Source organism: Leptospiraceae bacterium (assembly GCA_024233835.1).
In the GTDB taxonomy this organism is placed as follows: Bacteria; Spirochaetota; Leptospiria; order Leptospirales; family Leptospiraceae; genus JACKPC01.
Genome location: JACKPC010000002.1, coordinates 1,037,557 through 1,062,139, shown reverse-complemented (window position 1 = coordinate 1,062,139; position 24,583 = coordinate 1,037,557). Strand labels below are relative to the sequence as shown.

General features: G+C 35.4%; 16 protein-coding genes. 4 read left to right on the top strand and 12 right to left on the bottom strand.

What is annotated here, in order from left to right; genetic code table 11:
- From H7A25_14000 to H7A25_13985, 4 genes are all read left to right on the top strand, one after another.
- Positions 1 to 1,296 carry a hypothetical protein gene (locus H7A25_14000; GenBank protein ID MCP5501015.1) on the top strand — a complete coding sequence of 432 codons (1,296 nt, stop codon included), beginning with the start codon at positions 1 to 3 and terminating at the stop codon, positions 1,294 to 1,296.
- A gap of 116 nt (positions 1,297 to 1,412) precedes the next feature.
- Positions 1,413 to 1,856 carry a hypothetical protein gene (locus H7A25_13995; protein ID MCP5501014.1) on the top strand — a complete coding sequence of 148 codons (444 nt, stop codon included), beginning with the start codon at positions 1,413 to 1,415 and terminating at the stop codon, positions 1,854 to 1,856.
- 76 nt (positions 1,857 to 1,932) lie between these two features.
- Complete coding sequence (locus H7A25_13990) at positions 1,933 to 3,054, top strand: MBL fold metallo-hydrolase (GenBank protein ID MCP5501013.1); 1,122 nt, start codon at positions 1,933 to 1,935, stop codon at positions 3,052 to 3,054.
- Between the two features lie 15 nt (positions 3,055 to 3,069).
- Positions 3,070 to 4,104, top strand: coding sequence for a hypothetical protein (locus H7A25_13985; protein ID MCP5501012.1), 1,035 nt, complete (start codon positions 3,070 to 3,072; stop codon positions 4,102 to 4,104).
- A 7-nt stretch (positions 4,105 to 4,111) separates the two neighbouring features.
- Here the strand turns inward: H7A25_13985 and H7A25_13980 are convergent, their stop codons facing one another.
- From H7A25_13980 to rpoN, 12 genes are all read right to left on the bottom strand, one after another.
- Positions 4,112 to 5,362 (bottom strand): hypothetical protein, encoded by a 1,251-nt coding sequence (locus H7A25_13980; GenBank protein MCP5501011.1) that lies wholly within the window; start codon positions 5,360 to 5,362, stop codon positions 4,112 to 4,114.
- 138 nt (positions 5,363 to 5,500) lie between these two features.
- Positions 5,501 to 7,273, bottom strand: coding sequence for a histidine kinase (locus tag H7A25_13975; protein ID MCP5501010.1), 1,773 nt, complete (start codon positions 7,271 to 7,273; stop codon positions 5,501 to 5,503).
- An 80-nt stretch (positions 7,274 to 7,353) separates the two neighbouring features.
- Positions 7,354 to 8,724, bottom strand: coding sequence for a fused response regulator/phosphatase (locus H7A25_13970; GenBank protein ID MCP5501009.1), 1,371 nt, complete (start codon positions 8,722 to 8,724; stop codon positions 7,354 to 7,356).
- A gap of 48 nt (positions 8,725 to 8,772) precedes the next feature.
- Entirely contained in the window at positions 8,773 to 9,927 is a 1,155-nt protein-coding gene (locus tag H7A25_13965) for a hybrid sensor histidine kinase/response regulator (protein ID MCP5501008.1), read from the bottom strand.
- A 2-nt stretch (positions 9,928 to 9,929) separates the two neighbouring features.
- A complete protein-coding gene (locus tag H7A25_13960) occupies positions 9,930 to 15,272 on the bottom strand; it encodes an AAA family ATPase (protein MCP5501007.1) in 5,343 nt (1,780 codons plus the stop codon).
- A 50-nt stretch (positions 15,273 to 15,322) separates the two neighbouring features.
- A complete protein-coding gene (locus tag H7A25_13955) occupies positions 15,323 to 17,215 on the bottom strand; it encodes an O-antigen ligase family protein (GenBank protein ID MCP5501006.1) in 1,893 nt (630 codons plus the stop codon).
- An 82-nt stretch (positions 17,216 to 17,297) separates the two neighbouring features.
- On the bottom strand, positions 17,298 to 18,701 hold the full coding sequence (locus H7A25_13950) for a DUF1577 domain-containing protein (GenBank protein MCP5501005.1): 1,404 nt from the start codon (positions 18,699 to 18,701) through the stop codon (positions 17,298 to 17,300).
- A 57-nt stretch (positions 18,702 to 18,758) separates the two neighbouring features.
- Positions 18,759 to 20,111: a sigma-54-dependent Fis family transcriptional regulator gene (locus H7A25_13945; GenBank protein MCP5501004.1), complete on the bottom strand. Its 1,353-nt coding sequence runs from the start codon at positions 20,109 to 20,111 to the stop codon at positions 18,759 to 18,761.
- Positions 20,112 to 20,135: 24 nt separating this feature from the next.
- The gene (locus tag H7A25_13940; GenBank protein ID MCP5501003.1) at positions 20,136 to 21,944 is read right to left on the bottom strand and encodes a HAMP domain-containing protein; all 1,809 of its coding nucleotides are present in this window, start codon (positions 21,942 to 21,944) and stop codon (positions 20,136 to 20,138) included.
- A 7-nt stretch (positions 21,945 to 21,951) separates the two neighbouring features.
- A complete protein-coding gene (locus H7A25_13935; GenBank protein ID MCP5501002.1) occupies positions 21,952 to 22,176 on the bottom strand; it encodes an HPr family phosphocarrier protein in 225 nt (74 codons plus the stop codon).
- 38 nt (positions 22,177 to 22,214) lie between these two features.
- On the bottom strand, positions 22,215 to 23,153 hold the full coding sequence (locus H7A25_13930; protein ID MCP5501001.1) for an HPr kinase/phosphorylase: 939 nt from the start codon (positions 23,151 to 23,153) through the stop codon (positions 22,215 to 22,217).
- Between the two features lie 3 nt (positions 23,154 to 23,156).
- Positions 23,157 to 24,581 (bottom strand): RNA polymerase factor sigma-54, encoded by a 1,425-nt coding sequence (gene rpoN, locus H7A25_13925; protein MCP5501000.1) that lies wholly within the window; start codon positions 24,579 to 24,581, stop codon positions 23,157 to 23,159.
- Positions 24,582 to 24,583: the final 2 nt, after the last annotated feature.

Genomic DNA, 24,583 nt, shown 5'->3' with positions numbered 1-24,583 from the left:
ATGAGAATAATTTATAGTATTATAATTTTTAGTATAGCAAATTTAATTTCTGCTTGTAAAACGCTTCAATTGATGAAACATGATGAACTTAAGGTATCAAAGAGGGAATCTTATAATTCCTTTATTCCGGCCAGGATTGATGAAACGAAAATCACGGAAAATGTTTACTATAAAATTTATCGTAAGGATAAATTAGAAAACAAGCTGATTCCTTCTGTTAGAACCTGCTACTTACAACATGGTTATGGTATGGAGGTAGCTATGTTAAAGTTTAAGAATATCACTTTTGATTATTTTGTTCATACATATTACGGGCTTGGCAGTATAGATAAGCTCCTGGATACAGCCTGCGGAGAAGTGATTGTGGCTTTTCAGGAATCTAACAAAACCACTATATTAGAGATGACTGAAAGAACTGAAAAGTTTATACGGGATGTAGTCTGTACTCCTCTGCGACCCGGGATGCCGGAGACATTTTCCAAGCGCTGTGCTTATATCGGTCATTCAAAGGGAGGAGCAGTTGCTTTTAATCTTGCCCGCAGATGTATGCAAAAAACATCTTTAATGGGAGAGAATACCTGTGAAGCACTTTCTGAAATATACTCTGCTACAGGAGTAGTGCAGGGGGCCCTTGCTACATTTGTTGTAAGAGGTGCGTATGTATCCAAAGATAAGGAAACACAGGAGCAATTTGTGAAGAGTCTCGGTTTTGGTTTGAATATGGTTATGCCTTTGTATGAAGACTATGAACCGGGTAAAACCAATCCAACCTGGATGGATTTAAGTCCGGCGGCTCCAATGGAAAATAATGTTCCCCTGTATGTTGTTAATAATATACCTCTAAAAAAAGAGGGCTGGTTAAAGGCAGATTTTGCAGCTTCGGGTGTTCGCTACAAATTTAGTGGAGGTAAGAGAGATAGACTTCTTTCATGTGGAGAAAAACGTAGCTTTGAATATAATTATACAGCCTGTCGATTATTCGGAAAAAATGTAAAGTATCTACATTATGATAAACTTCAACCTGCATTTGAAGAAGGTTTGAATGCTGCTAAAAAAGATCCAAATTTTTCTTATAAACGAGATCCTTATTTATCTGAAATGAACTGGGAACGCTACCAGGTAGGAGATGGTCTGGCTGATTATTATCTTTCTCTTAATGCCTGCTGGAAAGGCCTGGATGTAAGTGAAAAAAGAGCAGTAAAAAGTTGTAAAACTTTCTATACACTAAATCATCTTTCAACTGCGGGTGCATCGGATGAAGCACTTCTGGATATTATTTTCCAACTAAGAAATTAAAGATAGTCTACAAAAAATATCTCGGAATTTAAAAAAAAGGAGATTATTAGGTAAAATATCCACTTACAAAAAGTCATTTCTGCGCTTTTGAAACCTATTATAGTATAGGAGCAAAAATGAAAACAAAGGTAAAATCAAATACGATAGTGAATGATTGGCAGAGTGAGGATTGGAAAGAATTGCGTTTTCGGAAAAAAGAATTTTTAGATATACTGAGGGTTCTGAACCGTTTTTATGCCATGCAAGCGGTAAAGACGAAATCAAACTCATCCTATTTATTTCGGGAGGAACTGGTGAATATGTCTGATGAAAGCTTTAGAGTATATTTAAAACGTTTTGGAAATTATGAGTATCTTGTGACTGCTGAAATTATAGAGGGCAATTCTTCCAGAATGGATAGCTGGATTCATGTGGATGGAATTAAGCAGGAAAGGGATGAACTGCTGAGCCAGGGAAATTTAAGCCATCCGGTTCACGCTGTTATTTCTTTGAGTGATTTGTATTCGGGGGCCTGTGAAGAAACGCCGGAAGGATTTGAACTTCCTTCTATCCTCGATTAGAAAATAGTCCCATCTGTATTAAATACGGATGGGATTTAAAGCTTGAAAAATTTATACCTTTCAACAGGTTTAAAATATGTTTAGTTCTATAAGTATTTTATTTTTTGGAGTCTTATTCGCTGCAACATCCTGCTCTTCCTTTGGTAGTGATCCGGAGGGGAAGCATTTAGAAAAAATCCAAAGCTCTCCTCAGTATGATAAAGAGAAGAAGAAGTTTGTAAATCGTAAATCCAATATACTCGAAGAGATGAGAAAGAAAACAAGTCTCTGGTCAACTTCCTGGAAATTCTTTTTTGGTTCAGGAGACAGAGTTCCCGAACAAAAGCTTCCTGAGATAAAGCCTCCAGATATAGAAGAATTTTTAAAACCTACAGAAAGTATTAAATTTATCTGGCTTGGACATTCCAGTATATTAGTAAATTACGAAAATACGATTATTCTTTTTGATCCTGTTTTATCTGGTTCAGCTTCTCCCTTTTCTTTTATGGTGAAACGTTTCCAGGCCCCGGTTCTATCTATTAAGGACTTACCGGAAATTGATTATGTTATCATTTCCCATGATCATTATGATCACCTTGATATGGAAACCATACAACATTTTCAAACCAAGAAAACAAGGTTTATAACTCCTTTGGGAGTTAGCTCGCATCTTAAAAGTTGGGGCATACCGGAAGACAGGATGCAAGAATTAGATTGGTGGGAGTCTACAACATTCAAGAATATTGAACTTGTCTGTACACCGGCTCAGCACTTTTCCGGGAGAAGCGGGATGGATGGAGGGCAGACTTTGTGGGCATCTTATGTATTAAAAACTCCTAAACAAAATCTCTACTTTAGTGGTGATTCAGGTTATGATATTCACTTTAAAGAAATTGGAGATAAATATGGTCCTTTTGAACTTGTGTTTATTGAAAATGGGCAATATAACGAGATGTGGAAGGAAGTGCATTTAATGCCGGAAGAAACCTCTCAGGCAGTTTTAGATTTAAAGGGAAAGAAAATGGTGCCGATTCACTGGGCTATGTTTGAACTAGCTTTACATGATTGGTATGAACCTATCGAAGAATCTGAGAAGTATACAGAAAAATATGGTATTGAGCTTTTAACTCCGAAGTTCGGTCAATTGGTTTTTTTAGAAAAAGAGAATATATTTGAAAAATGGTGGAAGCAATTTGTAAAGAAGATCGAGAAGAAGTAATAGGAAACTGCAATCATGTTGAAATATTTAAAACAACAGATTATTGGTATATTTTTATTCACCTTTCTACCTTTTTTTCTTCTGAAAGCAGATTCAGAGTTTTCTAAAAGTTCTGTTCGTGATGCTTATTTTTCACCATACAGTACTGAAGGATATTTACAGGCCTGGAGTTTTCATTTTTATTCAGATAGACAGTTTTTTCAAATTGTATTTGGTGTAAGTCATCTTGGTCCCGGAAATCTGAATCATGGTCTTATGGTAGTACAGTATACAGATTCAAAGCCAAAGTTTTTTACGGAAATGAGTACTCAGCAGGGTCTTGTGGTAGATAAGAAACATTTTTACTTTAAAAGCGGTAAAAGTGGAATGAAGTATCGTCGTGGAAAATATAAGGTTTTTCTTAATTTACAAGAAATTAAGTTGCAACTGGAACTTTCGGCGAATAATAGGGGAAGAAAACTTTCTGCCGGTAGGCATTATTTGAAAACAGGAGGGTTTATAAAGTCAGACACGCTGGTATCTTTCGGTACTGCAAAGTTGAGTTATATTATGGGAAATAAGAAAGTAGAGTTAAAGGGCAGGGGTGGTTTGGAGCATCTTTTAATGAACCGGGAAGTTTATCAATTTTCTAAGGCCTGGGAAATACATCGATTTATGGCTTCTTCCGGTGAAAGAGTTTATTTGGGAGGTTTTGAAGGAAAAGGTAAAGAGTCAGCATTTTATACAATTATTGTAGAGGATAAAAATGGAAAATTAGTATATTCAAAAATACTGCAAGATAGAAAAAATAACTCAGACATCCTTTCTAAAAAACAAATTAAGTTTGACTTAGAAAATAGATGTGAAATGGAAGTTAAGTTGAATTCAAACTATGAGAAAATTGATTTATTATCCCGGTCACCAATTTATATTCGGGTGTTCATTCGCTTATTTTTTACAAAACCTTATCTCTATACATTTCGTTCTTCTTTTCATTTGAACTGTCCGAGACTTATGCTTCCTTTATATTTTCAGGAAGGCATAAGTTCTTATTACAGTATAGATAAATAAGATTATTTTATTCGGATTTTATTTCCGGAGGACTTGTGGGTTCTATACTTTTTAATTCTTGTATACGCCTGTCTTTTTCCGGACTTTGCCATTCTTTATCAGAAAATTCATCGAGGCTATATTCTTTCGTTTTATGTTCTTCTTTAAAGATAGGGATTATTTCTTTGTCCGGTTCGGTTGTTTTTGCTGATTGAATTATTTTCAAAGCTTTTGGGCTTGGATCACCAAATAATTCCGGATCAAAAGGTAAATTTTCTCTGTAGCCTCTCAGGCTGGTAAGAGTATAAGGACTTCTGGCTTCAGCATCGCGTAATATTTTGCCATAGAAGAGTAGTCTAACTTCCTGAGAACCTGTACTTAATTTCACATCTTCTGTAGCATAAGCGATATAGTTTCCATTTACGTCTTTCAAATTCGCTTGAATATTATAGCTTCCGCTTGTATATACAGAAATTCCGGCATAAATAACCAGGGAACCATCTTCTATTACTTCTCTAAAATAATTGGTAAATTCAGCTGGCTTTCTTGGTGATGAAAAAAAAGCTGCAACTATGTGGGCTTTTTTATCTTCCGGAGAATAAGTAATATCAACTTCTAAAAACATTTGGCCCCAGTGATTGCTCATCGGTCTCCAGGTAAACGTATAGATATTGTCATTTGCCATTAAATCAGCTCCTGTACCATTATCTGTATAATCTGCATTGTGAGCCTGTGTTTTTGTTCCATCCCACTCTTTGTAGTGATACATGGCATGATTGTCAATTCGAATTGGAATAGCTTTATTGCTGCTATCTCTACATTCCAATGTTATAACTATATCATTTTCCATTCCAACAATCGCCCAGGTTTTTGGTTGAAAATGGCAACGATAACCATTAGGTTTTTTAGATGTTGGTGTATCAAACATAGTTACTGCATCGAGATCAATTTCATAGGGTCTAATAAGGTCATGGTTATTATTATCTATGGGTCGAGAATTTGGAGGATATTTGGCCCATTCCTGATATTGTTGAAGTAAGAATGCAGGTGTTACCCCATCATCTCCGAATCCCGGTGGACCACCAAAAGGATCCTTCGATTTACTACCATTACTTCCTCCTCCAAGGGTAGGGTCTGAATTTTTTGACATTACTTTGTTGTTCTTAGAATTCTTATTTTGACCCTTGGGTGATTTGTTCCAATCCATTATGAAAAAGACAATTAGAAGTAATGCTGTAACAACTCCTGTAAAAAGTAATATTAGTTTCTTGTTATTCATGTGTATTCTCAATTCCTATATAAGTTATGCTTATCTCAAAATTTAGAAATGACTTTTATCGGATATTACAACCGAGAAAAGATATTTCTATTGACTTAGATCCAATTATCTTCTGTATTCTAATTTTTGAAAAGTCTTTTATTCCTGTTTATTGACCTTCGGTTCAAAAAATGGAAACTCCAGGATGACTCTGTAACCTCCCTTTACTTTTCCCTTTTCAATTCTCCAATTGTTTCCAAAAGCTTCCTGGAATCTTGCTTCAACATATTTAAAACCGGTACCTGTACTTTTTTGCTTTGTAGGTTTGCTTATTTCTTCACTATCATTAAAGAGTTCTAATTTTACCTTCGTTTTATCATTATATATAAAAAGAATAAATAAACCACTATCTTTCGTTGCATATCCATGACTTAATCCATTTTCAATAAGAGTTAATAGGCTAAGAGGAGGGATTTGGATGTGTTCAGGTTTTCCATTGAGTTTAAACTTAAATTCTTTTTCTTTTCTGTAACTCATAATACTTAAATGGTTTTTACAGATTTCAATTTCACTTTTTAAGGATGATAAACGAGATTCGGAAACTCTTATGGTTTCACGTAATTCATCAACAAGGTTATAGAGTAGAGTGTTAGCTTTTTTAGGATCTTCTTCTACGAGAGTAATAGCAGTTTGAATTGAATTCATTAGAAAGTGAGGATGTATGTTTTTTTTTATCAATTCAAGATTTAATCTGGATACTTTTGAGAGTAGTTCTTCGGAACGATTCAGGGTATCCACGAAATGATTGGCTAATAGGCCTATGAGTCCGAATACAAATAGAGAAAGGCTGTAACTTGTAATCCTGATACTGTTGATAACATTCAAAGAAACTAAAATATCATTAATAGCAGCTATTACCATACTTAAAAGACCGAGTCCTAGATACAAACCTTCCCGGGTTTTTTTTACAACATAATGATAAACGTAAAAAACTAAAAATGGTAAAAATAAAAGAAAGGAGACTTGCCAGGCAAAAAGACTGGTATTAACCAGGGTAATATCACCAAAAATTACAGGGATACAAAATGAAAAGGATACAAGAAAAACAATTATCTCAGTTTTTCCAACTCTATCTCGAAAGTATTTTCCTAAAAATAATAAAAAGCAGGGGGTAATTAGAAAGAGACTAATGAATTCTAATTTTCTATGAAGAAATATTGCATTACCAAAAATAGAATCTCTTAATTGACTATCAGCAAGGAAAATATAGGAAGAGAAAACTAAAATAAATAAAGCCAGGAAAATATGATAAATGTCTTTCCTCCTTCTGAAGTATAAAAAAATGTGATAAGTCGCAGCTATTAAATATAGTAGAATGAATGAGATTAGGATTAACTCATTGATGAAAAAATCTAATAAAATTACATCAGATGTTCCGAGTTTGAATGCATCAAAGGCTCTAATAGGGAATTTGCCGGGAATAGAATATAGTCTTACCGTAATGTAATTTGTTTCACCATATTTTAAATAAGAATCAGGAAGAATTCGCAGGAAAAGGCGCATAGCTCCCGGTCTATAGGGTTCAATATTTCCGAAACCTCCCAACTCATAACCATTCAAATAAAAACGAGAAACATCTGAAATTCTCCCGGCATTTATAGCGAGATTTTTTCCTTTGAGTAATAAATTTTGGGGAATAGGAAAGCGAAGTTCTACAAATTCAAGTTCGGTATCTGAAAGCTTGAGTTTCTTTGAGAAATTCTCCGGGATTTTAAGATTTTGAGTATCTGTCTGAAAATCACTTGCAACTTCTAAATACTGGATTCGGTAAAAATCTTCAGAAGAATAAGAACAGGTGTTTAAGAAAAAAAGAAGAAGGAGTATTAACAAGCCCTGCAAGCCGAATGGAATTTTTGCAAAATAAGTGTTCAATTTGGAATCCTGAGCTAAGGCTTTGGTACTACTCTTAGAAATCAAGAAAGATTCTAATTTTTTAGTGTATATACTTCTGATTATTTAATTTCTTCTTTCCATTCCACTCCGATAAAAGTTATATCATCCCTTGTTGAAGAACTACTTAAGAAATCATAGAGAGACTTTAGAATGATATTTCCTATAAATTGGGCACTTAAATTTTGATATTGTTTAATTAGATTTAAAATCTGCTCTTCTCCGAATTGTTCTCCACTATCATTAAATTCTTCAAAAATTCCATCTGTATATAATAATAATTTGTCTCCGGGGCGAAATGGCATTTGATTTTCAATAAATTCAGTATTCTTTTTTAACCCGATGGCTCGACCGGTTTTATTTAATTTGGTAATGCCTTCTGTTTTACTAATCATTACCTGAAAAGGATGTCCGGCTGAGGAGTAAGTAAAATGTCCATTTTTTAAGTCAACATCACAGATAATGCAACTGAAGAAAGTTCCGAGGGAATAGTATTTACTTAGAAATAGTTTATTAAGTTTGTCTAATACATTGGCAGTTGAGGTTTGGGAAGACTTTAAAACTTCGTATTCACTTTTAATGAGCATGGTGATTAAAGCTGCTTGAACTCCGTGTCCGGTTGCATCAGCAAGAAAAATTCGTATTATTCCTGATGGTAATTCGATAATATCAAAAATATCTCCACCTACCTCTTCAATAGGGATATACTGAAAGGTAAATTTCAAATCTTGAATAATTTGAAAGTTCAAAGGAAGTAGTTTTTCCTGTATTCTCTTGGCAAAGTTTAAATCAAAGCGTATTTGTTTTAAGGTATCATTTAAAGTAGAGTTTAGATGTTTTAGAATTTCAGCTTGCTCTGCAATCTGGGTTTTTTGAATTAGAAGCTGTTCTTGTATTTGTTTTTCAAGTTCAACTTTTTTTCTTTTATCTATTTCTTCTTTAAGATGGTTTTCTTTTTCACTAAGTTCTTCTTTTAAAAGTAGATTATGGTTGTGAAGTTCATAGGCTTCTAGAGACCGTTTTATTGTAAGTTTTATTTCATTGGGTTCAAATGGTTTTATAATAAATTTGTAGATATTTCCCTTATTAATGGCATCAATTATATCGTCCTGATCGATATGAGCGGTAAGTATAATTCTAATTGCAAAAGGGATAAGGGAGATTGATTTCTCTAAAAATTGGATACCATTTAAATGTGGCATCCTTTGATCTGTAATAATTAATTGAATAATATTCGGATTTGGTAATTTGAGGAGTAGTTCTAAAGCTTCCTGGCCATCTGATGCTTCTAATAAATTGTAACTGCTGTCTAAACATTTTCTAAGTGCTCTTAAATTGGACTCTTCATCATCTACAATTAAGATGGTGTATTTTTTCTTTAGATTTTGATAATTGAATTTTTCAAGTGCATCTTTGTTTATATTCAATGACATATTATTTTCCTTAATTTGCTACATCCTTTCTTCTAAGTTGATGGACCTCTACAGACTTTCCGGAGTATTTGTTAGAGGTAATGTAACACAAAAAGAAGAACCCTGACCCGGTGTACTTTCAATGCTTAAACTACCACCATTATAAGTTATAAATTCTTTACATAGTACTAATCCTAAGCCGGTACCTTTTTCTCCATCTGTACCATAATTGCTTACGTACTTACCTTCCAGTATTTCTGAAATTTCAGTTTGAGAGATTCCAATTCCACTATCTAATATGGTTATCATGCAAGAATGATTGTTTGTAGTTGCACTGACCCGGATAGAGCCATCATGATCGGTGAATTTGATTGAGTTACTTAATAAGTTTCGAAGAACAAGTCTGATTTGTTCTTCATCAGCTAAAATTTGTATACTTTCATTAACCTCTATGCTTATCTTGATATTTTTTACCCTGGCTGTTTCTTTAAAAAAATCAAAAACTTTTAAAATAATAGGATTTAAAAAGAAAGGTTTCTTTATCGTTGTTATACCTTTCATTTGAGACTGAGCCCACTGTAATAAATTTTCCAGTGTAAAATGTATAGATTCTATACTATTTTTTAGCTTTCCTGAAAGGTGGATAAATTCTTCCTTCGAAACATCTTCCGTCTGTAGCAAAGTTATCAAGTTTTTGATGGAACCTATCGGAGAACGTAAATCATGGCTGATGATGGCGAAGATTTTGTCTTTAGATTTATTAATTTTCTCTAATTCATTATTCTTAAGTTCCAGCTCTAAGGCCTCCATCGCTCTAAAAACAGTGATTCTTAAATCTGCCGGGTCGTAAGGCTTGGAAATGAATTTATAAACCTGCCCTTTATTTATTGCATCAATAACAGCCTCTATATCGGTATAGGCTGTTAAGATAATTCGTATGGATTTAGGTAGATACTGAATCGAGTCTGCCAGCAATTCGACTCCATTCAAAACAGGCATTCTTTGATCGGTAATTATGACATGAATAGTTTCATTTCTTTTTAGATTTTTTATAATTTCAAGTGCTATCTTACCATTTTTTGCTTCATAAAGGGTGAAGTTGTCTTCAAAGATTCTTCTGAGAACTCTCAGATTCGATTCCTCATCGTCAACTATTAACATGGAGAAATTTTTACTTTCGTTCTCTGTGTTTATAAGGGCATTTCTATTGATCTTAAGTTCCATATTTAAATCGGTAGATAAACTATGATTTGTGTTCCTTCGTTAACCTGTGAAGAGACTTCAAAGTGGCCGCCATGTTTTTTGATAATATTATGAGAAACGGACATCCCAAGACCGGTTCCCTGTCCGACAGGTTTTGTGGTGAAAAAGGGATCGAACATTTTATCAATTGTTTCTTGTTTCATTCCGCAGCCTGTATCTTTGAATAATATGGCTAATTTGGAATCGGATTCATATAATTCAATCAGTAATTTTCCTTTCTCTGTAATATTTTGGGTTTTGGATTTTATAATAATGGCCTGGCAAGCATTATTCATAATGTTTAAAAAAACCTGATTTAATTGGGCCGGTCTACAGTCAATCTCAGGATCATCTATATAATTTACCTCGAAATTCACATTATGATTGTATTGCGTCATCACAATTCTTAGAGTTGACTCAATTCCTTCTGAAATTTTGACTTTTTTTGTTTCTGCTTCATTTAATCTTGAAAAATTCTTTAAATCCTGAACGATTACTTGAATTCTTTCCGAGCCTTCTGTAATATCAGAAAGAGACGTAAAAAAATTCTCAAATTGCTTGTTACAATAGTCTAAAATCTCTCTCTCTTCTAATAAAAGTTCAGAAAGAAATTTATTGAATTTCTGTACGTCCTCTTTCATTGTTTTCGCGTGAACATAAATGAAATTTACGGGATTGTTGATCTCGTGTGCCACCCCGGAAACCAGGGTTCCGAGACTTGCCATTTTTTCAGATTGAACCAGTTGTGCCTGAGTTTCCTGAAGATTTCTATGAGCCGATTGCAGTTCAAGGTGGTTTTCTTCTAACTTTCTGAGGGAAATATTTAATTGGGTTGTTCTTTCTTCTACCAAGCTTTCCATATAATTATAGAGCCTGGCATTTTCTATAGAAATGGCAGCCTGGGATGATAAGATCTTTAAAATTTCCAATCTTTCCTGTGTAAATGCACCTTTAGTCAGATTATTTTCAAGATAGATGATGCCCATGAGCTTATTCTGATGAAGGATAGGTGCACATAATATTGATTTGGGTTGTTTTGCAAGTACGTAAGAGTCTTCGGTGAATAGTCCTTCCTTTGACGCATCTGATAAAACTACCGGTTTTTCTATTTTTTCAACGTATCTTACTATGGATAGAGAGAGAAGATTTTGTTTTTCTAAGTCTAAAGAATCAATGGAAATCCTTTGAGGGTAAATAATAGTTTCATTTTCAATCATTCCTTCTGCTTCAATATTTAAATTGCCGTTGTGATTTAATAGTAGAAAACTTTTTTGGGCCCCGGCGTTTTCCATAAGAACTTTGATCATTTTTCTCAATAGACTTTCCTGGGTAATCTCTTCTGAAATCGTTTGTGAGGCTTTCATCACAGAGTTTAAATCCAGAGAATTTTTATTTAAACTTCCCAATATGGAAGAGCTTGTTGAAATAATAGTCTCCTGTAGAGCCTTTCTTGATTCTGTTTTTGTAACTAATTGAGAATATAGTTTCTCTAATTGCTGAGCTTTTCCAAAAGCTCCCCAACGTGTATATCCATAATGGGCTTCTTTAAGATAAACAGTTGCAAATTTTTCCTGTTTTAAAGAAAAGTAAAATTTTCCTGCTAATTCATTTATAAGGGTTTCATAACGTGGATACTCATTTTTTTGAGCCTGAGAAATGGCTTCATCATATAGCCTTCCGGCTTTTGCATTTTTATTTTGGAGTCGGGCTATTTCTGCCTCCATTAGAAGTTTTAAATGAAGAAAGTTCACAGGATTATGCCTGGCCCATTTTTTCATTTGTTTATAATATTTCCGAATTTTTTTCCAGGCCTGGTTCTTCTTAACAAAGACCATTTGGGGAATTAAAACTGCATAACTTAGAAAGGAATAAAGTGTGTATTCTAAAATAAAAAGTGCACCGGCAAGAGACTGTATCACTTTTTCTCCTTCCTGACTATGATATGAAGCTTTAGCGAAGTCATCGAAGGTAAAAAAAGTAAGAAGCTGGTATAAATGGGAAATAGCAACACCTGTAATGAATTTACTTTCTTTCATTCGTTCCAGTCTCGCATTTTCTTCCTCTGAGGAATCAATGGAAAGTCCATTTCTTAAACTCAGTCGAAAGTTTTGATGGGATAAAATCATCTCCTTTGCATCATAATACCCGGTGTTTTCTATCAATATAATATATTTGTTATATTTTTCAATAACCATATCCAATTGACTTTCCTGATCCCAGAGAAGTATATGGTTACAGGAATGAGCCATGAAGAGAAAATCTCCTGACTGTAAACCTGCCTCAATTGCCCTGTTAAATAATGCGGGAAGGGTCTTCCAATGATGATTCCAGCTATGACAAAATATAGTATAGAGAGTTAGAGTTCTACATTTTCCTTCGAGATCCCGGAAGCGTTCGTTTAACTTCATTGCCAGAAGCCCGAACTCATTAGAGGAATACAAATCACCCAGACCTGCCAATAAGACAGCATAGCTAACATAGGCCGAAGCTGATTCGGGACTACTTCCGTGTATTAAAGATAAATTGGTCTGCTTTAATACTGTTAAAGCAAACAAGTTAGAATTTCCGGTAAGGAAAGCCGGGGGGATAAAATCTATCAGGATTTTCATTGCTAACTTAATTTCCGGATCGGTTATAGGAGCTTGATTAATTAAGTCTTCGATTTTACGTTTACCCAGATTTTTTTTGGTTATAAGAAGTTCTATTAAAATTGAAAGCATACTCGGTCGATTGGAAATTTTAATTCCAAGAAGTTGTAAGCCAAGGATCCCTGCATGATTTGCTTCTTCCATTTTTCGACTATAAGAATATTGTAATAATTGCATGGAGCGTATTTTAACTTTTTCCAGTCGTGTTTTCGAATGTATAAGCATTTCATCACTATGAACTTCTCCCTGTTCAAATTCTCCACATAAATAAGCACAGGCCGCATATTCCTTATATATATCAAAGGTTAAGTCATATTGAATATTCCAACAATCTTTCTTTAATAGTTCTTTTCCGATTGCCAGGTATTCCAGGGCAGCTCTGTAGGCTGTGGAAGCTTTTGCTTTTTTTGCAGCATTTAAGTTGAAGCGAACCAATTCTTCCCTTTCAAGAGGGTCTGTAATCAGGGTTCTCGCTTCATTCAAATGCCCTACCATTTCTATAAGCTTTTCCTCCTGGTTTTCCTTTTCCACCTGTACCTGCATAATTCTTCCGATGGCTAAATGAATATCCTTTGCTTTCTCCGAATCTATTAAAGAATTCGCTGCCTGCTGAACTCTATCGTGGGAAAATTTGTAATATACTTCAAAATCCAAATTATCTATGTCATTTTCTGATTTTGATTGAAATAGGTGGTACTGAGTATCTAAAGGAATTAGAATGTTCTTATGTATTGCTTCCCAGAGCATACCTGCAACTTCATGTGATGATTTTTTAGAAATTAAAGAAAGTGTTTTTAAATCAAATTGATTTCCTATACAGGAGGCAAGCTGAAGAGCTTCCCCTGTTTCTAAGGGAAGTTTTTTTAATTCGAGAATCATAAATTCTACTACATTATCACTCACCTGCATTTTTTGAATTTCATCAATACTCCAATCCCAGGAACCTTTATCATATAAAAACTTGATATGTTCTTCCTGGTAAAGAGTTTTTAGTAGAGTGTTTACAAAAAAAGGATTTCCTTCTGTCTTTTTGTATATTAATTCTGATAGAGTTCTCGTTTTTTCCTTGGGGTGGTGAAGTGTTTCTGAAAGAATTTGATTTACCGTATCTCCCTTTAGAGGTTCGAGAATCAATTTAATGATGGATTTTGTTTTCTGGATTTCATCCAGACAGATATTTAAGGGATGTCCTTCACTTACTTCATTATCCCGATAGGCCCCGATGATAAGCAAATACTGAATGTCTTTTGAAGTCAGCAGATTTTGGATCAGATTTAAAGTTGGAACATCAACCCATTGCAGGTCATCTAAAAAAAATACAAGGGGATGCTCCGGTCCGACAAGTGCTTTAATTAAGTTTTGAAAAGTTATGATGAATCGATTTTGGGAGTCTGTAGGATTTAAATCTACAAGCGGATCTTGCTTACCTATAATTTGTTCCATTTCCGGAATCAAATCAATGATAATTTGTCCATTAGAACCAAGGTTATCGAGGAGTCTTTTTTTCCAATACTCTAAATGACTTTTTGATTCACCAAGAAGTTGTTGGGTTAGTAGATTAAAAGATCGAATTAAAGCACTATAAGGAATATTTCTTTGAAATTGTTCAAATTTTCCATCGATAAAATAGCCATTCTTTTTGGATATAGACTTATGAACTTCGTTTACCAATGCTGATTTTCCTACACCTGAGTACCCGGCTACCAGTAATAGATTCGTGTTGCCTGTGGTAATATCTTCAAATGCCTGAATTAGACTCCTTATTTCTTTTTCTCTCCCATATAATTTCTGTGGTACCTGAAATTGATCGGATATATCTTTTAGTCCGAGTGAAAAGTCTGAATCAAATTTATTTTCCTGTAAATGTTCCAGGCATTGTAAAAGATCGCACTTTAAACCATAAGCCGTTTGGTACCGTTCTTCTGCTGTCTTTGCCATAAGTTTTAAGATGATTTTGGAAAGACAGAGAGGTAACTTGGGGTTTAATTTACGGGGATCCGGAGGTTCTTTTGCTATGTGGTTATGCACAAGCTCTATGGGGTCTAAAGATAAAAAAGGCAATTGACCGGTTAATATTTCATAGAAGGTTACACCCAGTGAATAGAAATCTGTGCGATAATCTAAAGTTCGGTTCATGCGTCCTGTTTGTTCGGGTGAAATATATGGCAGAGTCCCTTCCAGTATATCCGGGTTTAATAGTCTGGGAGTTACTCTGGATAACCTGGTAGAAATACCAAAGTCGATGATTTTAATTTGATCGGTCTTTGGGTTCCATATAATATTACTTGTATTAATATCTTTATGTATTACATGATTCTTATGGATTTCTTCGAGGGTTTCTGTTAGATGTATAGCAAGCCTTAGGAGTTTTTCTAACATGAATTTTTTTGAACCTATCTGATTTTTCAGTGATTCCCCGCCAAAATCTTCCAGAATCATAACAAAAGTGTTTTTGTATTTTTCCAGGCTGTAGGCTTTAATAACTCCTTCTATTCTTAAACTCTTTGTTAATTCAAATTCTCCTTTAAAACGGGCTATATCTTCCGGAGCGGGGTATTCTTTTTTTAATAGTTTTAAAATCACTGCTTGATTATCCGATTCGCGAAATCCTCTATATATGATTGTGGATGTACTTTCAAATAGTTCTTGTGTGATTTTATAGCCGCTTAAACAAATCAATTTATTTCTTCCTAATAGTTTTTGTATTTGAAGGAGCAGGAGGTATATCCTTATTTTGCATTGCAGAGTTCTCCGGGGTCTATTTGAGGAATTGAGAAAATAGGTTCCGATTCGTTTACCTGAAAAAGAAAGGTAAAGTCTCGAAAGTAAACATTCTCAGGAAAGGCTACTGAACCTTCTGCGGAAAGAAGACCGGGAAATGTCAGAATATTTCGGCCGGTATGAAGCTCAAAATAGTAGTCTTTCAGGTGACGTAGCTCGTGAGCTTTATATTCTTTATCCTGATCGAAAGCATCTCTTTCCCAGGCCTGAACCCTGACAGACTGAGGCGGATTAGCTGCATTTTTTGGAATCGTCAGAGCGATAGAATAGTCTTCCTTTCTCGGAAGAATGGGATTTCCAAATCGTTGATTTAAGCAGCCCTCCAGCCGAAAGCCTGATTTGGCTTTTGAGGAAGGTAATTTAGCGGTAAGACCTTTTAAACTTTTTCCATAAGCTTCTTTCTCTTCCTGTGTACCGGTAAATATTTTCCTTTCATAAACTTCCGAAGGAGAAGGAATATTTCGATACAGGATGAGTCCGACAGAGGAAAAAAGAAGAAGAAATAGTATTAGAAGTAAGGGGAAAGAAAAATGTGTTTTTCTACTTTTTATCGATGCTAAATAGAAGCCGGTAAAAGTCAGAAAGGGAAGCAGGACTTCATCATCCTGAAAATAACACTGGAAGAAACCTGCCACATATAAACTGAGGATTCCTGAAAAAAGAAGAAGATAAGAGTTGAATCGGGAATAAATAAGGCCGGAAAATAATTGATACCAGAAAAGAAATAAAAGAAAAGAAGCGAGAATTCCCCCGCTTGCCTGTGAGTGAAGAATATCGTGGTGTGCATGACCCCTTGGAGTAATCGAACTTTCATACCAGAGTTGTTCCTGCTTTTTTACCATCTCTTGAGAAGCCATTTCATGCTCGATACGAAACCGTCCGGGGCCTGCACCCAATAGAGGAGAGTTTTGGACAATTTTTAAGCTAAACCTATAAATAAAATATCTCTGGTTTTCTGTACTGTTTTTTTTGTTTAATTGCTGAAAGGCTCGCTTTAGCATCCAGTTTTTTTCAATCAGGATAGATGCAGAAAAAATTCCGAGAACTAATAGTGAAATAAAACTAAAAAGAACGATAGGTTTGAATAAAAATATTCTAAGAGTTCTGATGGAAATTAAAGTAAAACAAACAGAAAAGACAAGTCCTAACCAGGCAGACCGGGACTGGTTATAAAAGAAGACGAATAGGGCAGGTACTAATAGAAGCAGTAGGAAAAAAATATAGCTGAATTTACTTTGTCTGAAATTTTTATAAATAGAGTGCAGGCTATAAAAACCTATTCCGGGAAGAAATAGGCTCAAAAGGCCCCCGTAGGTCAGGTGTGTATTCATAAGTCCGAGAGGAAGGTAGGTAACAATTCCGAATGTGCGACCTGCTAAATGTTGTAAACGAACTCCCGGTAAAACTTTAAAACCATCCCGAATATAATAGGCAAGACGAAAGGGTGTGAAGAGAGAAATAAAACCGGAAAGAAATAATAGGAAAAAGGAAAAGAAGAATATATAGAGAATCAGTTTTCTTTTTTGCTTATCTTGAAAAAGTTTATAAGCCACAGGAAGGATGAAGCACATCCAGATATCGGAAAGCTCGGAAGTTTTTAAAAGTTTCCATGCTTCATCGGGATATTCCTGAAAATGGTAGATAAGAGAAGGAATGTAGCTAAGAAAATAAAATAAAAGTATATAAAAAGGCAGGGGAAGTTTGGGTATATTTTTTTGTTTTATTAAGAGGGAAGCATAAAAGAGAATCGATAAAACCGCAAAACTCTGAGATATACTTACCGATAGGGGGAAACTTAAAAGGAAGAGTAAAAAGCTATAAAAATAAAATTTCTCTAACATGAATTTTCAAAGAGGCCGGGATTGTTTTTTCCCCGCAGGCGAACCATCGGTGGCTCGCTTTCTCCCCGGAAAAATCGAAAGACTATTCGGAGAGTATATTTCCTTTCTTTTCATAGATATAGTTTTCCAGGATTTTCATATCATCCGGGTTAGAAGAGAAGAAATTTACTCCCATGCGATATACGTCGTAGGAAGGTTCGTAACGCACGATTTCCCCGTTAATTACCAGAGTCCTCGGGCCAATGGGGATATACATTTTTATTGTATTATGCTTGTGTAGATATTGAAAGAGTTTTTCATCATAAATCTCAAAACGCAAACCGGTAATACTAATGTCTACAATTTTTGTATTGGTGTATAGCATATTAAAACGGTTTCCCTTGATAGCAATTTTTGTAAAACCGTAGCTTGAAATTTCAGTCATCTCATGGATATACTCAGCATCATAATTTGTAAGGATATGCTTGTCCATGTGGGTTGTGTATACTTTGATATGACCGATTACTTTATCGAAGAGGGTAATCGGAGATATGATGTAGGAAACAAAAAAGTCTTTGTCTTCCTTTTTTTGAAAATTTTCCATGATGCTATAGGCTTCCATTTCATCACTTAAATCTGAAATTTCTTGATAGAATTCATTATAAGAGATTAAACTTGGATGATTTAGAGAACGAATGTAGCTATCGATACTGGAACAATCCTGTATATAAATAGAATTTAACTCTTTAGAGAGTAAGCGCCTTATGATTTCAGGTTCAAGCTTGTCTTTAAAGTATTTTTCCTTTCTTTCTTTTAAATTTGAGCTCTCGTATTCCCGGCTATCATACTCCGGCATCTGTGCGTTTTGAAACCAGGAGATAAGTCTGGGCACAATATCCGAATCCGGATTACTTTCTTTGTATATTACAATTTCGTATTCCGAGGAAATTCTCATAACGTAATCGGTAAGCATCAGGTTCATGAGCTTTAAGTTGGGCTCATCATATTTTATCTCACGAAAAAGATGGGTAAACCTTCTTTCTGCATAGATATTATCTCCTGAAATATATTGTCCTCCTTTGTAAGAGCGAAACAGGATGATAAAGTTCATGAAAAGGTCATCACAACCTACCCGCCTGTGTTTTCTCATTTCAGCGGATTGTAGTTCGGTAGGGATTCGAATCGTTACCAAATTGTCTTTAATCTCATTGATAATGACTTCAAAGACATAGAGTACGTTAATGACTTCAAAACGAATCTTTGCCCGTCTGGTACCCTGGTCTTCAAAACCGAGAACATTCAGGGTGACCGATTCGGCAGAAACCGTTTCTACTCGAACCGGCATCAGGCGTTCTTCGTATTCAATATCAAATTCGGAATTTTCGGATTTCAGATAGTAGAATAGGTGTTTTATCAGATTAATATCAGAACCGATGATGGTTTCTCCATAAATGGTTTCCATCAGGGTAATTAATTCCTGTAATGAGTCCGACCTACCTATTGCCATGTTTCTATTATCGACAGTTACTGAAACCAGCTTACTGCTTCAAATTAAAAAGTGACTCTATTCGGAAAGGTTGTCAATCTGAATATTTAAGGATTTAATTTTTCTATATAGATGGGTTCTTTCTACTCCGAGGATTTTAGATGTTTTACTCACATTTCCTTCGTTCATTTGCAGGGATTTGATGATATACTGCCTCTCGAACTCTTCCTTGGCCTTTTTTAGGTCCCCCTGCTGAAAAATTTCCTCGGCTTTTTTAAAACCAATGAGAGCATCTTTTGTATCCTTTCCTTTGATTGTATTTCCTATGGTCATAATGCTCAAACGCTCTACAACGTTCTTTAATTCTCGTATATTTCCCGGCCAGAAGTGATTGGTAAGGATAGATACGGCTTCGTTATCCATCATTTTGGCTTCAATTCCATTGAATTCAGCAATTTCTTTCATGTAAAAGTCGAGGAGCAGGGGAATGTCTTCTCTTCTCTCCCGCAGGGGAGGAATGATAATAGGAATCACGTTGAGTCTGTAGTAGAGGTCTTCCCGGAAGCGGCCTTCCCGGATAGCATCTTCTACGGGGATGTTCGTTGCAGCAATTACCCGAACATCTACCGTAATTGTATCGCTGCTTCCCAGCTTTTCGAACCTCTGTTCCTGTAAAATACGTAAAACCTTGGCCTGGGTAGAAAGAGACATATCACAAATCTCATCTAAGAAAAGGGTGCCATGATTGGCCGATTCAAATTTCCCGATTCGCTTTTCGGCAGCCCCGGTAAAGGCTCCTTTTTCATAGCCGAATAGCTCGGATTCAATGAGTTCTTCGGGAATTGCTGCGCAGTTAATTTCTATATAGGGTTTGTCTTTTCGTTTGGAGTTCTGGTAAATAGAACGGGCTACCAGTTCTTTTCCGGTTCCGTTTTCACCATAAATAAATACTCTGGCGTTGGTGGAAGCAGCCTGGGAAATCGCAAACTTAACTTTTTTTATGGCCGATGATTCTCCGATAATCGGGTCGTATTCGAGGATAACGTCCGGAATTTCCGTTTTTTCATTTTTCTTTAAAGCAGAATGGATAGTGTCCAGAACCTTTTGTAGGGAAAGGGGTTTTTCTAAGAAGTCAAAGGCTCCTTTTTTAGTCGCACTGACAGCCAGCTCAATCGTACCGTGACCGGAAATCATTACAACCGGCAAAGTAGGATAGATTTTTTTACATTCTTCTAAAACATCGAGTCCATCATCTTTTCCGAGCCAGACGTCTAAAAGAAGCAGGGAGGGCCTTTCCTTAGGTAGTACTTTGAGGAGAGTTTTACCATTGGCGAAGTCATCTACTTCAAAGTTTTCATCTTCAAGGATATTCCGGAGAGTTTTTCTAATTTCTCTTTCATCGTCTACTATATATATTTTTGATTTTTTCACCCTTTCCCTACCTCATTGATTATTCTATTTTGAAGAATTGGCTATTGGCAACTCGATTTTAAAATGGCCTCCACCCAGAGAAGTATTTTCAATACTGATTCTTCCCTGGTGATCAAAGACTGTTTTTTTAACGATTGCGAGACCGATTCCTGTTCCGTGACTTTCTTTGGTGGAAAAATAGGGTTCAAAGATTTTCTGACGAATATGCATCGGAATGCCGGGTCCGTTATCTTCTACACTTAAAACCACATATTTATGCAGATATTTTTTTTCTAATCGGGTTCTTAAGCGAATGATTCCCTGAAATTCAGTAATTTCCAGTTCTATCATGGAGTTTTGAATGGCCTCCACTGCATTTTTTATTAAATTATTGATGACGCCTAAAAAGAGTTTTCTATCAATAAAAACTTCGGGAAGATTTCTGGAAAGATTTAGTTCAAACCGAATGTTGGGTGTATCCTTGAACAGGTTTACTGCTTCTTCGATCAAAGGATTTAGAGGCTGGTTAACGAGAATGGGTGTGGGCATCCTGGCAAATTCAGAAAACTCTTTTACCAGATGCTCCAGAACCTTTACCTGTCCGATGATTGTATTTGTTCCATCTAATACAACATTTCGAAAGCTTTCTTTATCCTGACTATCCAGTTTTTTGCGAATTCTTTCAGCAGAGAGTTGAATTGGCGTTAAAGGGTTTTTTATTTCGTGGGCCATCCTCTGGGCTACTTCTTTCCAGGCAGCAATTCTCTGGATATGGATGATCTCTTCATTTTTGGTTTTTAAGTCCCGGGTCATTTGATTGAAAGAATCTATAAGGATTCCCATTTCCCCTTCTTCTTTCAAGTTTAGAAATACATCGGTTTCTCCCTTGGAAACCATCTGGGTTGCGTAAGCCAATTGTACGATAGGGCGCGAAATTTGTCTTGCCATAATAAAAGAGAGTAGGATGGAAATACCAAAAATGATGATAGTAAAAATTCCGAGAGATAAACGCAGGGTAAAGGGTACCTTGGATTTCCAGAGATTGGTCGCGTTGTAAGACTGTTCGGTAAAGATAGTATTATAGACGGTACTTTCATTTCCTTTATGAACTCGCTTTCCAACTAAAACCGAATAGTCAGTGTTATCAATTTTAGTTTTAACCAGTACATAAGCAATACCTGTTTTATAAAGGTTCGCAATCTGGAAAGAGGGTCTCGGGCTATCTTTAAAATCATCGACCTGCAAGTTATTGTAAATACTTTTATTTTCCATCACCAGTTTATCTTTGAATAGAATGCAAAAGTATAAATCTTCAATTTCATTCAATTTAATTTCAATAGCTACTTTTTGTATTTGTTCTTCTGTTATCTCAGTTTCTCTGAGTTCTTTTTTTAAAAGACTGAGTTTTTTTATCAGTATTTGCCTGTCCCTTTCTTCGAGCATATTAATGTTGTGAACAGCAGATTTCAGTGCGTCGGATATATCAATTCTATAGAAGCTCTCAACAAGTTTTCCTACAACATTGGAGGAAAGGAGAAAAATGGGAATAGAGGGGAGTATGGAAACAAAAATAAATGCAAGAGTGATTCGGTAACGAATAATGCTCCTTACTTTACCGGTTTTACGGATACGGCTACTTCTATAGACATAAGAACCTATGAGGGACAGAGAAAACAAAGGGAATATAAAATAGATATAAACAAAAATTTTATCAACTACATCATTTTTTTCCGAGCTATTGAATATAAGAGTTTCTGCAAGAACGATAGATATGAAAACACTAAAAAGGAAAATATATAAATCTCGAAGATAATACTTTAGTTCTCCCGAATGTAAACGTTTGAAAAATTCCATATTAAGCCTAAGTTGGGAAGTTTTTTTCTATCATTTCTTTTAATGCGTCCATTGCTTCTTCTTCCTTTTCCCCTTCTGTAGTGATCGTAAATTTGTCTCCTGGGGCAATAGCAAGCATCATTAAACCCATAATACTTTTTCCGTTTACTTCCACATCATCTTTTATTACCATGACTTCACAGGGAAAGCGGGAAGCTACCTTTACAAATTCAGAGGCCGGTCTAATATGCATACCATCTGAGGCTTCATTGAGTTCTAATTCGATTTTTTTCAATGCTTTTTCTCCTTCATGTGCTGGCTGATGTGTTGATTAAATTCCCTGGCTGCATGATTTCCCATTTTTTTCAATCTCTGATTCATGGCAGCAGTTTCGACAATGATAGGAAGATTTCTTCCGGGTTTTATCGGGATTTTTAAGACTGGAATTTTGACTCCCAATATTTCCTCACATTTTTCGTCCAGGCCGGTTCTGTCATAGTCGCTTTCTTCGCTCCACTCTTCTATAGTAATTATAAGATCTATATATTTCTGTTCTCGAACGGAACCCGCACCAAATATATCCTTTATATTTACAATTCCGAGTCCACGAATCTCCATATGGTGGCGTATAATGTCGGAACAGGTACCTAAGATTGAGTTTTCAGAATATCTTCTGATTTCGACCATATCATCAGCGACAAGTCTGTGTCCTCTTTCGATTAGTTCTAAGGCTGTTTCACTTTTTCCTACACCGCTTTTACCGGTAAGAAGAATTCCGAGTCCGAAGACTTCAATGAGAACTCCATGTCGCATAGTTCTTGGTGCAAGACTCTTATTTAAAAAATCAGAAATCAAACGGATAAATTCATGAGTGGTTTTATTACTATTGAATAAAGGAATTCCTTTTTTGGAAGCGTTTTGGATAATTATTTCCTGCGGGATATTTCCATGGGTAAAGATGATAGAATTTAATTCGTAACTAAAAAATTTTTCAGAAACCATTTCTAATTGTTCCGCATTGATAGAATTTAAATAAGCCCATTCTCCCTTACCAAAAATTTGGATTCTATCAAAAGCAAAAAAATCAAAAAAACCTGTGAGGGATAGACCGGGACGATTTATTTCTGAATTTATAATTTTTTTTCCAAGACCTGACTCACCGGCAAGCAGATTCAAATTTAATTCGGGAGTATTGTAAAGCTTTTCAACAGTGATGTTGGTTGTAGACATAGGTTATTCCTGTAAGGTTTTGATGCGTTTTCTTCTATTAGAGGGTAGGATTTTTAGAATTTTCCTATATTTAGCTACCGTCCTTCTTGCAATTTCAATTCCTTTTGAACTCATAATATCCACAATGTCCTGATCGGAAAGCGGATAATTTGGGTCTTCTTCTTTGACGAGATTTTTTATGATTTCGTGTATTTTTTTGGAAGATTCTTTTCCACCTTCAGTAGAACGTACACCGGAGGAGAAGAACCATTTTAATTCAAAAATTCCCCAGGAAGTTTGAACATATTTATTAGTGGTGATTCTTGAAATCGTAGACTCATGCATACTGAGTTTTTCGGCTATGTCTTTAAGGGTAAGGGGTCGGATTTTATGAATTCCTTCCCGGAAAAAGTCAATTTGAAAGTCTATAATGGAGTTCATTACCCGATAAAGCGTATTCCTTCTCTGGTTAATCGAACGAATCAACCATTGAGCCGAATTCATCCTGGATACAATAAACTCTTTTTCCTCCGGATTCCGAAGGCTCTGGATGGAACTTTTATACTCCTGGTTAATTTCAAGCTTGGGAATCCATTCATCATTAATCAGGATAGTAAACTCATTTTCACTTTCCTGAACAATAATATCAGGAACAACATATTCAGTTTTTTTTGATATGAAAAGAGTGGCGGGGAAAGGTTCTAATTTTTTAATAAGACGGGTGTATTCTTCTATTTTCTCAATAGAAACTTTCATTTGTTTACTGATTTTCTTATAATCTAATTTCTCAAGGTCTTCAAAGTGCTCTTCTATCAATAAGTGAAGCATTCTCTCTCTGGGATATAAAATTTCAGATTGTATTTGAAGAGTTTTTTGAATGGAGGAAGCACCGATGCCGGGAGGATCAAAATTATGAATCTGGTTTAATACCTTATGAATCTTATAAATCGGTGCCTGTATTTCTTTAGATAAAGATTCCAGACTCTGGGTAATAAATCCCCTTTCATCGAGCATAGAGATGAGAACCTCTCCTATCCTTACTTCTTCTTCAGAAAGAGAGGTGAGAAGTAACTGTTCGTTCAGGTGATCGGAAAGACTTTTAGAAAGGGGAGAAGATTCTATCATTCTGTGGTGCCGGTCACTGGCCTCAAAATCTCCCCGTCCATTTCTTCCTTCCATTTTTACAATATCGTAGAGGGAAACATCATTATTCCTTTCGGATGCTTTTTTTTCCAGACTTTTGGTTTCTCTAACAGAATATAACTCCGGCATAGTAGGTTTTTCCGGGTTATAGGCTTCTTCAAGGAGGGGGTTGTCAATAAGTTCAGATTGTATTTTTTCAGAAAGTTCGAGATTTGATAAGGGCAATAGTTCAATAGACTGTCTCAGATCCTGAGTCATGATCAGTTTCTGGGTCTGTTTTTGGACAAGTTGTTGAGCTAAAGCCATGT